This window comes from Borrelia venezuelensis (assembly GCF_023035835.1).
Lineage (GTDB): Bacteria > Spirochaetota > Spirochaetia > Borreliales > Borreliaceae > Borrelia > Borrelia turicatae.
The window spans coordinates 15827-29698 of sequence record NZ_CP073227.1; the positions used below are offsets into that span (position 1 = coordinate 15827).

At 32.0% G+C, this 13872-nt stretch carries 10 protein-coding genes and 4 pseudogenes; all 14 read left to right on the forward strand.

The window, feature by feature from the left end; genetic code table 11:
• Window positions 1-82 precede the first annotated feature (82 nt).
• The 14 genes and pseudogenes from bvRMA01_RS05630 (at window position 83) to bvRMA01_RS05695 (ending at window position 13685) form a co-directional block, all read left to right on the forward strand.
• A complete protein-coding gene (locus bvRMA01_RS05630) occupies window positions 83-1147 on the forward strand; it encodes a variable large family protein (RefSeq protein WP_433996728.1) in 1065 nt (354 codons plus the stop codon).
• A gap of 124 nt (window positions 1148-1271) precedes the next feature.
• A complete protein-coding gene (locus tag bvRMA01_RS05635; RefSeq protein WP_247032745.1) occupies window positions 1272-1901 on the forward strand; it encodes a Vsp/OspC family lipoprotein in 630 nt (209 codons plus the stop codon).
• Window positions 1902-2155: 254 nt separating this feature from the next.
• Window positions 2156-3191: pseudogene (locus bvRMA01_RS05640) on the forward strand (variable large family protein).
• Window positions 3192-3316: 125 nt separating this feature from the next.
• Window positions 3317-3716: pseudogene (locus tag bvRMA01_RS06290) on the forward strand (variable large family protein); the annotation flags it as partial.
• Window positions 3717-3746: 30 nt separating this feature from the next.
• Window positions 3747-3938: a variable large family protein gene (locus bvRMA01_RS06295; protein ID WP_433996730.1), complete on the forward strand. Its 192-nt coding sequence runs from the start codon at window positions 3747-3749 to the stop codon at window positions 3936-3938.
• A 410-nt stretch (window positions 3939-4348) separates the two neighbouring features.
• The gene (gene bdr, locus bvRMA01_RS05660) at window positions 4349-4861 is read left to right on the forward strand and encodes a Bdr family repetitive protein (protein WP_247032750.1); all 513 of its coding nucleotides are present in this window, start codon (window positions 4349-4351) and stop codon (window positions 4859-4861) included.
• Window positions 4862-5081: 220 nt separating this feature from the next.
• Window positions 5082-5708, forward strand: coding sequence for a Vsp/OspC family lipoprotein (locus tag bvRMA01_RS05665; protein ID WP_349643004.1), 627 nt, complete (start codon window positions 5082-5084; stop codon window positions 5706-5708).
• 234 nt (window positions 5709-5942) lie between these two features.
• Entirely contained in the window at window positions 5943-6977 is a 1035-nt protein-coding gene (locus bvRMA01_RS05670; protein WP_433996729.1) for a variable large family protein, read from the forward strand.
• A 108-nt stretch (window positions 6978-7085) separates the two neighbouring features.
• Window positions 7086-7393, forward strand: a pseudogene (locus tag bvRMA01_RS06300) (variable large family protein); the annotation flags it as partial.
• 41 nt (window positions 7394-7434) lie between these two features.
• Window positions 7435-7833 (forward strand): annotated as a pseudogene (locus tag bvRMA01_RS05675) (variable large family protein); the annotation flags it as partial.
• A 192-nt stretch (window positions 7834-8025) separates the two neighbouring features.
• Window positions 8026-9057: a variable large family protein gene (locus bvRMA01_RS05680; RefSeq protein ID WP_433996724.1), complete on the forward strand. Its 1032-nt coding sequence runs from the start codon at window positions 8026-8028 to the stop codon at window positions 9055-9057.
• Window positions 9058-9169: 112 nt separating this feature from the next.
• Window positions 9170-10237 (forward strand): variable large family protein, encoded by a 1068-nt coding sequence (locus bvRMA01_RS05685; RefSeq protein WP_247032702.1) that lies wholly within the window; start codon window positions 9170-9172, stop codon window positions 10235-10237.
• A 788-nt stretch (window positions 10238-11025) separates the two neighbouring features.
• Entirely contained in the window at window positions 11026-11943 is a 918-nt protein-coding gene (locus tag bvRMA01_RS05690; protein ID WP_247032700.1) for a P12 family lipoprotein, read from the forward strand.
• A gap of 857 nt (window positions 11944-12800) precedes the next feature.
• Complete coding sequence (locus tag bvRMA01_RS05695; RefSeq protein WP_247032698.1) at window positions 12801-13685, forward strand: hypothetical protein; 885 nt, start codon at window positions 12801-12803, stop codon at window positions 13683-13685.
• The last annotated feature ends 187 nt before the right edge of the window (window positions 13686-13872 follow it).

Below are 13872 nucleotides of genomic sequence, written 5' to 3' on the forward strand. Positions count from 1 at the left end.
ATTTTGGTAGATTAAAAAAACTTTTTTGTCTATCTAATTCCTTCTTCACTTATAGAGAAGGACAATAAGGAGGCACGTGATAATGAAAAGAATTACTTTATGTGCGTTATTGATGACTTTATTTTTACTTCTTAGTTGTGGCAGTGGCAGTACTAGTGCTCAAAATCCTAAAACCACTTTCTTAAACTCTATTGCTAATTTGGGTAAAGGGTTCTTAGATGTTTTTACTTCTCTTTTTGATATGGTTGCTGGGGCTTTTGGTATTAAGGCTGAGACTAAAAAGGAAGATATTGGTAAGTATTTCACTGATATTGAAAACACTATGAACACAGTTAAAAAAAAGTTACAAGATGAAGTTACTAAAAATGGGAATTACTCAAAAATTAAATCAGTTGTTGATACGTTTATTACTAACACATTAGATAAAATTGCTGAAGGGGCTAAAACTGCTGCTAGTGGGGCTACAACTGATACTGTTATTGGGAATGCTGTACACAATCAAGATGCTGTAGCAGCAGATGTTGCAAGTGTAAATTCACTTGTTAAAGGGATTAAAACTATTGTTGATGTAGTTTTAAAAGATAAAGAAGGAGATCCCACTGCTACTAAGACTTCAGAAGCTGAAAAAAAATCAATTGGTAAACTTTTTGCAAAGAAAGATGATGATAGAGCTCAAGAAGCTGAAGCTGCTGCAGCTAGTGCTTCCATTGGAGCTGTAACTGGGGCTGACATTTTGCAAGCTATTGCTAAATCCAAAGAAGATCCTAAAGTTAATGATGCTGAAGGAATTGAAAAAGCTACAGATGCAGCTGAGATTGCTATTGCTCCGGCTAAAGATGACAAAAAAGAAATTAAAGAGGCAGTAGCACAAAAGGACGCAGTTATTGCTGCTGGTATAGCCCTAAGGGCAATGGCTAAGGATGGTAAATTTACTGCTAAGAATAATGAAGAGAAATCTGCTCATGCAGTAAATGGGGCAGTAGCTAGTGCTGTTGGTAAGACTTTAAGTACTTTAATAATAGCAATTAGAAATACTGTTGATAGTAGTTTAAAGACAATAAGTGCAGCTCTTGCTACAGTTACACAAGAAGATAAGTCCGTAGATTTTACTACACCTACAGAATCAGCAATTGGTAGTCAGCAATAATAAATAATTATCAATAAAACATAATTAAATAAAGTCATTTGAGGAAAACTCTTCTCTTTTTATAAGAACCGTTTTCCTTTTGTTTATATCTGGCCTCTTTGAGTTAAAAAGGAGGCACGTGATAATGAAAAGAATTACTTTATGTGCATTATTGATGACTTTATTTTTACTTAGCTCTTGTAATACTTCAGGGAATGCTACTAAAGATGGGCAGGCTGCTAAATCTGATGGTACTGTTATTGACCTAGATAAAATAACTAAAAACATTACAGATTCTGTTGCTTTTGCTAAAGATGTTAAAGAAATTCATACTTTAGTTAAGTCCATTGACGAACTTGCTAAAGCTATTGGTAAGAAAATTAAAAATGATGGTATTGAAGCTGAGAAGGACCATAATGGATCGTTAATTGTAGGAGCATATAGTGTAGTATTAGCTGTAGAGACTAAATTAACATCATTAGAAAAAAAAGTTGGGCTTTCTAGTGATTTGAAGGCAAAGGTTGGTAGTGCTAAGAAGGAAAGTACAGCATTCTTAACTACGGTTAAATCAAAGCATAGTGATCTTGGGAAAGAAGGTGTTACTGATGCGCATGCAAAAAATGTTATAGATGTAACAGATGGTACTAAAGATAAAGGAGCTTCAGAGCTTATTAAACTCAATACAGCAATTAATGAATTGTTAAAAGCCGCGAACTCAGCAGTAGAATCTGCAATTAATGCGCTTACAACTTCTGTTAAACCTTCTAACACCTAAGGGATAAACATTTTAATTGTTTATTATAAGATTACTTTTTAATTAATGGTAATTATCTAATAAAATAAAGTCTATAAATAATAAGCTAAGAGTTTGCTTCTCTTAGCTTTTTTTCCTTTTTTATTTTCTCTTTACTTCCTTTACTACTTTATTATACTTCCTTAAGATTTTTTATGATTACTTATTAATTTTAGGCTTATTTTTATGTTTTGTTTTTACCTTGTTTTATCTCTTAATGATAATTTAGATTACTTATTTTACTTCTTAGCTATGGTAGTGGACAACAGGCTGTTGATGCTGCTAATGGTGGCGGGGCAGCTACAGGAGGGAACAGTTTAAGTTCTGTTCTCATGGATGTAAGTAGAAGTGCTGAGAATGCTTTTTATTCTTTTTTAGATTTACTCTCTGGTACATTAGGTTTAAGAGTAACTAAAGATACAAAGAAGAGTGATGTAGCCGGTTATTTTAACAGTCTAGGTGAGAAATTTGGAGTAGCATCAAAAGAGTTAGAAGAGGTAGCAAAAAAATCAGAAATAGGTGTTGATAAAGGTGATTCATCTAAAAATTTAATTAAAGAAGCAGTTGATGCTGCTAAAGCTACTTTAATTACATTAAAAACACATTTAGAGTCTTTAGGAACAGTAGGTGATAGTCAAAAGGTAGGGGATGCAGCAAGTAATCAACAAGGAGTAGCAGCAGCTGATGTTGAATTAAAGAAAGCCTTTAAGGCACTTCAAGGAATAGTGGATACAGCTGGTAAAGAGGGTGTTGAAAGGCCAAGAGCAGGAAACATAGCGGTAAAAGTAGGTAATGGAACAGATAATAAGGATGGTGCTAAGATATTAGGTACTGATTTAGCAGCAACAGCAACAGATGCAGGTAAAGCAGCAGCAATACTAAACAGTAAGTGGGGAGGAAATGCTAGCATCAATAGTTAAATCAGGAGAAAGTGATGTAGCGTTAACAGCTAATGCAACTGCACAGACAAGTGCCATTTCCTTTGCTAAAGGAGGTCAAGCAGCTCACTTAGCAGGTGCTGATACACCAAAAGCATCAGCTGTAGCAGGAGGAATAGCACTACGCTCATTAGTTAAAGATGGTAAACTAGCAGCAGCTGCAGCGGATGCACAAGGAGGACAAGGAGAAGTACAAGCTGTAGGAGTAACTGCAGTAAATAAATTATTAGTAGCAGTAGAAGAGCTAATTAAAAAGACAGTGAAAAATGTTCTTGGGAAATCAAAAGAAAAAATAGATGAAGCAAGAGAGCCAAAATCAGCAAATCAGCAGTAAACTAGATAGTTAGATTAATTACTTAAAAATAAGATTAGAAGGCAAGCTTAGAGATAAATCTAAGATGCTTTCTATATTGTTGTAATTAAACTTAAGAAGTTAAATTGACTACTAAGTCTAAAATTTCTTTCTTAGATTCATTAGTTAAGATAGGATATGGGTTTTACGAGATTTTTGGCATCTTTGATAATGTTTTAGACTTACAGCAGTTAAATCTGATGACAAGAGAAGTAAGGTTGGTGAACACTTTGAAAAAATAAAAAAAGGTTTGGAAGATACCAATGGGAAGTTAAAAGGGCTGTCAGGTGAAATATCTAATGCAAAGAATTCTAATAGCAACACAATTGAGGCTGTTAAGAGTGCAATTGGCAGTGCTGGTGATTTCTTTGAGCAACTAATTAACTCTGTAACCAAATATCCGGTGTAACTAATTATAGTGCTGTTATTGGTGATGATGCTGATAAATTTCCTGGTGCTGCTGAAAAGGCTGGGGTTGATGCTATTATTTCAGGAGTTCAAACAATTATTAAAGCAGCAGAGAAATCTGGAGTAAAGATTGAAGCTGGAGCTGCTGGTGCTAAAAATAATGCTGACCTAGTAGCAGTTGTTGCTCTTAAAGCTATGATTAAGAGTGGTAAATTTGCTGGTTCTAGTGATAATGCTCATGCTGTTGTTAAAAAAGCAGTAGAGGGAGCAGCTATAAGTGCAGTAACTTACTCTAACTATAGTAATAAGAAACACTATTGACAGAGGATTTAAGGCTGTTAAAGAAGTTATGAAATTTAATTCTACTGATACTCCTGTAACTATTGATAAGCAAACCTCTGAAACTAAGCAGAACTAATAGTCAAGACTAAAGAGTATTTAATAACAATATACATTATACATAAATAAATAAAGTCATTTGAGGAAAACTCTTCTCTTCATAAGAATTGTTTTCCTTTTAGCTATATCTTGTAATAATTCAGGTCTAAAGCTTAGTGATAGCAATCATTTAACAACAGATTGTAAGACCACATTTGAGATTTTTGATAAGATAAAAAAAAATAGACTAAACATTTATGTTTATAGTTAGGGACTCTCTTAAATTACATTTTACTGATATAAGGTTCCTATAACACTTAAAATATTATATACTAATTATATAAGGAGATTTTATGCAAGATTCATCACTACATTCTGTTGCTAGTACACAAATTTTTAATGGGCATATTACAGAGGAGATTATATATCAAGAATTTGTAAAAATGGGTATGCAAGATTTTATTGCAAATGAGCTCTCTAAAAGATATTACCGTAATGAACTGACTTATAAAGATATTGAGTATTTAGAGAGTAATTTTAATCTTAAACTTGAGATGTTAGAACGTAGTTTAAAATCTGAAATTATTTCTGTTAAAACTGAACTTGATAACAAAATTGACATTATTAGGAATGAGTTAAAATCTGACATTAAAGATCTGGATAACAAGATTGATATTGTTGAAAGTAACTTAAATGTGAAGATTGATACTAAATTTAATGAACTTGATACTAAGATCGATGTTAACAAAATGGAACTTAAAAGCACATTAAGACTTCATGGTTGGATGTTTGGAACAATTATTACCCTTAATATAGGAATATTTTTAACATTAATATCCATAGTGTATTCATTGTTAAGTAAGTAATTTTGAATTAAGTAAACCTTTTTTTTAATTGATTATGTGTCAGTCATTTTTTATCAAAATCATTTAATTATTCATTAATAACAATCAATTTTATTAATTGTTATATCGTACACAGTCTTTGTACGATTATAGTGCTTATGTTCTTAGTTTTTGTTTTTATGTTTATCAAAGTTTGTTAACCATCTTGCCCCTTGTTGAGTTAAAAAGGAGGCACGTGATAATGAAAAGAATTACTTTATGTGCATTATTGATGACTTTATTTTTACTTAGCTCTTGTAATACTTCAGGGAATGCTACTAAAGATGGGCAGGCTGCTAAATCTGATGGTACTGTTATTGACCTAGATAAAATAACTAAAAACATTACAGATTCTGTTGCTTTTGCTAAAGATGTTAAAGAAATTCATACTTTAGTTAAGTCCATTGACGAACTTGCTAAAGCTATTGGGAAAAAAATTAAAAATGATGGTACTCTTGATGCTATGGCTGGTAAGAATGGATCATTACTTGCAGGGGTATTTCAAGTAATACTAACTGTAGAAACTAAGTTAGAACAATTAGAGAAGAAAAAAGAACTTTCTGATGATTTGAAGGCAAAGATTACTAATGTTAAGGGCGAAGGGACTGGGCTTTTGAATAAGTTGAAAGGCGGGCATGCTGAACTTGGTATTGAAGGAGCTACTGATGAGAATGCACAAAAAGCTATAGATAGAAATGGTAAGCCCGATGGAGATAAAGGAGTTGCAGAACTTAAAAAACTCAACACAGCAATTGATGAATTGTTAACATCAGCTGAAGCTGCAGTAACATCTGCAATTAAGGAGCTTACAACTTCTGCTAAACCTTAATTAATAGATAAATTGTTGTTATAAGATTAGTTTTTAATTAATGGTAATTATCTGATAAAATAAAGTCTATAAATAATAAGCTAGGAGTTTGCTTCTCTTAGCTTTTTTTTCTTCTTTATTTCTTCCTTTAGTACTGTGTCATACTTCCTTATGATTACTTATTAATTTTAGACTTATATTTATGCTTTGATTTTAACTTGTTTTATCTCTTAATAAAATTTAGATTGCTTATTTTTGCTTCTTAGCTGTGGCAGTGGACATCATTCTGCTAATGGTGGCGGGGCAGCTACAGGAGGGAACAGTTTAAGTTCTGTTCTCATGGATGTAAGTAGAAGTGCTGAAAATGCTTTTTATTCTTTTTTAGAGTTACTCTCAGATACATTAGGATTAAGAGTAACTAAAGATACAAAGAAAGAGGATGTAGCCGGTTATTTTAACAGCTTGGGTGCGAAAATTGGAGAAGCATCAGAAGAGTTAGAAAAGGTAGCAAAAAAATCAGAAGGAGAAGGAGCTAAAGATGGATCAATAGCCTTAGCAATTAGAAGTGCAGTTGATTCTGCTAAGACTACTTTAAATACATTAAAAACTCATTTGGACTCTTTAGGTCAAGTAGGTGATGCTAAACCAGTAGGTGAAGCTGCAAGTGATGCCACAGGAGTAACATCTGTTGCAGATAAATTGCAAGGAGCATTTAAGGCATTGAAAGGAATAGTGGACACAGCTGAATCAGAAAGTGTTGCAAAGCCAAAATCAGGAGACACGGCAGTAAAAATAGGTAATGCAGATAATAAGGATGGGGCTAAGATATTAGCTACAGATAACAAAGCAGGAGCAACAGATGCAAGTAAAGCAGCGGTAATACTATCAACAGTCAGTGGTGAGGAAATATTAGCTTCAATAGTTGCGTCAAAAGAAAGTGATGCAGCGTTAACAGCTAATGCAAGTGGAGATACAAGTGCGTTGGCATTTGCAAAAGGAGGTAATGGAGCTCATCTGGCACAAGATGCAGCTAAAGCAGCTTCAGTAGCAGGTGGAATAGCATTACGTTCCTTAGTTAAAGATGGTAAACTAGCTTCAGGAGCTGCTGATGGTAGTGCTGGAGGAAAAGAAGAGGTGCAAGGAGTAGGAATAACTGCGGTAAATAAGTTATTGGTAGCAGTAGAGGATATAATTAAAAAGACAGTAAAAAATGTTCTTGAGAAAGCAAAAGGAGAAATAGATAAAACTAGAGCTCCAAAACAGCAGCTCAGCAGTAAAATAGATAGTTAGATTCATTACTTAAAAATAAGATTAGAAGGCAAACTTATCTCTAAGTCTGCCTTCTATATTGTTATAATTAACTTTATAAAGTTAAATTGGCTTCTTAATCTAGAAATTTCTTTCTTAGATTCACTTATCAAGATAGAACATGGGTTTTACTAGATTTTTGGTATTTTTGGTAATGCTATTGGTGATGCTTTGGGACTTACAGCAGTTAAATCCGGTGATAAGAGAAGTAAAGTTGGTGAACACTTTGAGACTATAGGTGATGGGCTTTTCAACTACTAAGGAGAAGTTAAATGAGCTATCAGATAAAATATCTGAAGCAAAGAATGCTAATAGCAGCTCAATTAAATTAATTGAGGATGCGATTAAAGGAGCTAATGATATCTTTGAACAACTAATTTCTGCTTTAACTACACTTGCTGGTGCTACTAGAGATACCATTATTGTTAATGGTATTCATGCTGCAGCTAGTGCTTCTATTGGTGCTATAACTGGGGCTGATATTTTACAATCGATTGCTAGCTCTAAAGAAAATCCTACTGCAGATAGTACTGATGGCATTGAAAAAGCTACAGATGCAGCTGAGATTGCTATTGCTCCGGTTGTTGCTAACAAAAAAGAGATTAAAGAGGAAGGAGCAAAAAAAGACGCAGTTATTGCTGCGGGTATTGCCTTAAGGGCAATGGCTAAGGATGGTAAGTTTGCTGCTAAGCAAAATGAAGATAAATTCGCTCATGCAGTTAATGGTGTAGCAGCAAGTGCTGTTGGTAAGACTTTAAGTACTCTTATTATTGCTATTAAAAATACTGTTGATAGTGGGTTAAAGTCAATTAGTTAAGCACTATCTGCTGTTAAATAAGAAGATAAATCTGTAGAAGCTACTACATCTACAGGAACAACAATCGGTAGGCCAGAAACAATAAAGAATTATTAATAACAAATACATAACTAAATAAAGTCATTTGAGGAAAACTATTTCTCTATTCATGAGATTCGTTTTCCTTTTATTTATGTCTAGCTTCCCCTTGAGTAAACAAATATGCACGTAATAATGAAAAGAATTACTTTATGTGCGTTATTAATGACTTTATTTTTGCTTCTTAGCTGTGGCAGTGGCAGTATTAATGCTGAGAATCCTCAGAGTAGATTCTTAAAGTCAGTTATTAGTTTAGGTAATGACTTCTTAAATGTTTTTACTTCCCTTTCTGATATGGTTGGAGGGGTTTTAGGTTTTAATACTAATACTAAAAAGTCTGATGTTGGGAACTACTTTAAGACCATTCATGATACTCTTTCATCTACTAAGACAGCCCTTGAGAAAATTGTTGCTGACATGAAGACTGAAAATAATCCTAATACAGAAGCTACTGATATGGCAGTAAAAAAACTAGTTAGTGAAACATTTGATAAGATAATACAGGGCTCTAAGACTGCCAGTGAGGCTATTGGTGATGCTAGTGACCTGCTTGGTAATGTTGCTGCTCATGCAGCCCCTGCAGGTGCTAAAGGTGAAACTGAAAACTTAATAAAAGGAATTAAATCAATTGTAGATGTAGTTCTTAAAAATGAAGGTAATCCTGAGGCTGGTGATGATAAAAAGGCTGAAGATGGTAACACCTCAAGAACCGCTAATGATGGTGCGGGTAAGTTATTTGCTAACGATAATGCCGGAGCTGCTGATGCTGCAAAAAAATCTGCTGCTGATGCTGCTAAGGCTGTTGGGGCTGTAACTGGGGCTGACATATTAAAGGCTATGATTAAGGATAATGGTGATGCTGCTGCAGCTAAATTAGCTAATGCTAAAGATGGAACTATTGCAGGTGCTATTGCACTGAGAGCAATGGCTAAGGATGGTAAATTTACTGGTCCTAGTGCTGATGATCAAGGATCTGTTGCTCCTATAGTTAAAGGAGCTGCAGTAAGTGCAGTAACTAAAGCATTAGATACTCTCACCATAGCAATAAGAAACACTATTGACGTGGGTCTTAAGACTGTTAAAGATGCTATGAAATTTAATCCTACTGATACCCCTGTAACTATTGATAAGCAAACCTCTGAAACAAAAGTTAATAATCAGAATTAATAACAAATACATAACTAAATAAAGTCATTTGAGGAAAACTCTTCTTTTCATAAGAATTGTTTTCCTTTTGTTTATATCTGGCCTCTTTGAGTTAAAAAGGAGGCACGTGATAATGAAAAGAATTACTTTATGTGCATTATTGATGACTTTATTTTTACTTCTTAGCTGTGGCAGTGGACAACAGTCGGTTGATTCACCTAATGGTGGCGGAGCAGCTACAGGAGGGAACAGTTTAAGTTCTGTTCTCATGGATGTAAGTAGAAGTGCTGAAAATGCTTTTTATGCATTTTTAGATTTACTTTCTGGTACATTAGGTTTAAGAGTAACTAAAGATACAAATAAAAGTCAGGTAGGAAATTATTTTAACAACCTAGGTGCTAAGCTTGGAGACGCATCAGCAGAATTAGAACAAGTAGCAAAGAAATCAGAAACAGAGCTTGATAAAGGTGAGCTAAACAAGATAATTAGAAGTGCAGTTGATTCTGCTAAGACTACTTTAAACACATTAAAAACTCATTTGGACTCTTTAAAAGATATCGGTGATGCTAAACCAGTAGGTGAGGCTGCAAGTAATGCTCAAGGCACAGCACCAACTGATGTTGAATTAAAGAAAGCCTTTAATTCATTGAAAGGAATTGTAGAAGAAGCAGGTAAGGTAGGTGTTCCAAAGCCAAAAGCTGGAAATGTAGCAGTAAAAGTAGGTAATGCAGATAATAAAGATGGAGTAAAAGTCTTAGCTGCAGGTGCTAATGCAGGAGCAGCTGTGGGAGATAAAGCCGCAGCAATAGTAGCAGCAGTTAGTGGTGAAGAAATATTAGCATCAATAGTTAAGTCACAAGAAAGTGATGCTGATGCAGCACTAGCAGTTGATGCAACTGCACAGACAAGTGCACTAAAGTTTGCAAGAGGAGGAAGTGATACAGGTCAGTTAGCAAAAGATGTAGCTAAAGCAGCAGCTGTAGCAGGAGGTATAGCATTACGTTCTTTAGTTAAGGATGGTAAATTAGCTGCGAATAATAATGATGATGACAAAGTAGTACAAGCAGTAGGAGTAAGTGCAGTAAATAAGTTATTGGTATCAATAGAGGATATAATTAAGAAGGCAGTAAAGAATGTTCTTGAGAAAGCAAAAGAAAAAATAGATAAAGCTAGATCCCCAAAACCAGCAGCTCAGCAGTAAAATAGATAGTTAGATTCATTACTTAAAATTAAGATTAGAAGGCAAACTTATCTCTAAGTCTGCCTTCTATATTAGTTGTAATGAAATTAAAAAGTTGAATAGTTCGGTAGTAATTCAGAGAATCTTAAAACTGTATTTTAACCTCTTATAGTTAATTTAGTTTATTTGTTCCTGTAGCAATCTTGTTTAATGTTAAGAAAAGTTAAGATAAATCTGTTTATATAGCTAATGGTGTTGTTATTAGTGCTAATTCTAATACATTTAATCTATCGCAAGAACTGTTTTTAGTGCTTGTAAAGTAATTTCAACAGTATTTCTAATAGCAATTAGAAGATATACTAAACGATTAAATAATAAAATAAATCTTGAAATGCTATTACACCTGCAATTTTAACAGTTAACATAAATAACTAGTACAAAATAAATATATAACTAAATAAAGTCATTTGTGAAAAACTGTTCTATTCATAAGAATTGTTTTCCTTTTTGGTATTTTAATATTAAATATTTGTACTAAAGATAAGACAGCAACTTTTATTTAGTACTATGCTATTTAGGTGTAATGTAAGTAAGTATTACTAGATTAGTTTAGTTTTGTTTGGTATGTAATTAATTTTATTGTATTAAAATAATTTTGCATTGCCTTTAATTATTACAGAATAAAATAATTGAGGTTTTGTGAAATTTAGTTTTGTTATTTAAAATAAAAGTTATATAATTATCAGCAATTATTGAATCTCAATATTGAAATATAATAATTAAATAATCTAAAATCCCAGGAGGGAGATATGAAAAGAAGTATTTTATCAGTATGTATGCTTCTAGCATTATTATGTTTGTTATCATGTGATATAAATGTCCTTAATGATTTATTAAATGAAGTAAGGGGAAAAGTTTTAGATGAAAGCAAAGATAATAAAGATTTAAAACATGAACAAGAAGATCAAGCAGTTGGAGAAGAACGAGTAGGTGATATTGATGTTTTTGAAGAAGAAGTAGACATACAACAAGATATGGAATTAAAACCTGTTAATGCGGGATTTGAGGTGTCTGAGCAAGTGTATCCATACTATCCTAAAGAAGAAGTAATAAAAATAGAAGAAAAAGATTTAGTTCCAAGTACTAAAGAGGAAAAGGAAGCACAAGCAGAAATTGAGAAAGTAAAAAGTGCTCTTAGAGATTCTGGATTCCAGCAATTAATTGAGGACGCACTTAAACTCAAAAGTGAATATAAGCAATTAGAATTTAGTTTTTATGATACTCTCTCAGAACTTAAAAATAAAAGAGAGAATTATTCTTTAAAAATTAGGAGAGAGAATAGAGCAAAAAAAAGTTCCCTAACTCAATTGCAAAATAAGTTAAATGATGAAAGATCTAATCTTGAAAGGTTTATTACTGAAGTTGAGGTTGGTCTTAATGAGCTAGAATCTGCAAAATTTTTGTTTGAAAAAGCACAAAAGACTTTAAGAGAAGCTATTACTAAAAGATTAGAAAATGAAGCACGTAAGGGTAAGTATTACTTTTTTAGAAGAGTGGATAATGGTTTAATATTACAATTATCTAGGGATTCACAACGTGATGCAAGAAATTCTTTAAATCAATTAGAATCTTCTTCTGGGAAGATAGGAGGAGCAATGGGAATAAAGAAAGAGATAGAGGAAATCATTAATGAGGCAAAGTCTATTCTAGGGAATCTTTCAAGATAAAGACTGAAAGGTTTAAATATTTTATAATATTAGTATTTACAAGAAGAGTTCCTTTATAAGGAACTCTCTTTAATTTTATTTAAATAAATTTCTACAAACTATATAATGATTTAAATTGAATAACTAGTAAATTATTTTAAAGCTTTGAGGTGTAATTGCTTTTGAATACTGATATTGAGAGAGATGATTTATTAAATAAGGAATATAAGGTTTTAGATAAAGGTTTTATCAAGTTTGTTAATTATATGATGAGCTTATAGATTCTTAATGAAGAATGAACATACAAGTCTATATAAACAAGTAGTGTTAAGTTTTATGTTAAGGAGTATATTTATTGACAAACTATAGTTATTCAAGAAGATAAATCCGTATAGAGAAGCTGTTAAGATATCAGAAATAACAGCTAGTGCATAAAAATAAGGAATCATGGATATAAAAAAGGTCATTTAAAGTAAAGATTTTCTTGTGATTTAAAAGGTTAAAAAGTGAATATGTTTTCATGTATATAAAATTATACTAATTGATATTAATCTAATTTTATCATTTTAGGAATTATCTAGGGAATATAGTTGTTTGCATTGAAACCATAATTTAACAATATTAAGATAAAGATAATAGTTTTAAATTAAAAAATAAGTCATGATAATAGTAAAAACGCATATTATGTCTCTTTTTTGGGATCTATGGATTTTAGAGAATAAGTGAATACTTGTATAGTAAGAGAGAATAAAAAAAATAGAGAATTTTAATTAAAATAATTTGTATTTTAGATAAGGTGATATATATTTTAAATTAATAATGATTATTATTTAATATAATAATCATTATTAATTTATTTGATATCCCAGGAGGGAGATATGAAGAGAAGTATTTTATCAGTATGTATGTTAACATTATTATGTTTGTTATCATGTGATATAAATGCTCTTAATGAATTGCTAGATAAATCAAGAGAAAAATTTGTAGAAGAAAATAAAAAGTTAAAAGATTTAAAGTCTAAAGAAGAGAGTCAAGAAATTAAAGAAGAGCAAGTAGATATTGTTGTAAGGATTGAAGAGGGTGTAAAAATAAATCAAAAAAACTTACAAAAAAAAGGTATTGAGCTAGAGCTTAAAGAGAAAAGACCTGGAGAGAGAGTAGAACAACAACAGTCTATATTCCAAGATAATAGGTTAACAGAAGAGGAAGAATCTTATCTTGTTAGTTACGATAATGAAGTTAATGAAATTAATAGCAAAATTAGTAGTAAATTAGTAATTATTGAGGCAATGCATAGTGAGGTAAGTGCATCATTGTCAGAGATTGAGAGTATGCAAGCTAATATTATTAAAGCTAATTCTGATTTTGATAGGGCAAGAGGTTTTAATGGAAATGGTATTGATCAAAATGTGAAGATAAAATTACATCAAGCAATTGAGAAAGTTAAGAGTAGTAGAAATATTGCCATGGTGTGGTATAAGGAGCAATTCAATACATTAGAAAATGCAAAAAGTTATGCTGAGCATGCAAAGAATTCTACTGAGTCTGCTTTAAGGCTTTCAGCACAGATAAGGTCAAATGGTTATTATGGTATACATTATTATTATATATCAGATGCAAAAGAGAGTTTGGGTCATGCAGATGATATGTGTGCTAAAGTAGAATCAGAGATGGGAAAACTTAGGAATGCAATGAAACAGGTAGAGGAAGATTTTGATAATTTAAAGAGAGCACATGAAGCATTAGGTTTTGATAAAAAGTAATACATACCATATTTACGGTAAAGCAATATGTAATTAATAATTTTATTGCTTTTTGAGAGTATGATGTTTAAGTCAAATAGGGTTTAAATATAAATTGAACCCTATTTTTTTATATTTGCTTTATAAATAAGAGTATAAATCAGAGACAACTATTGTATATTTTTACTTATACTATTAACAAATTATA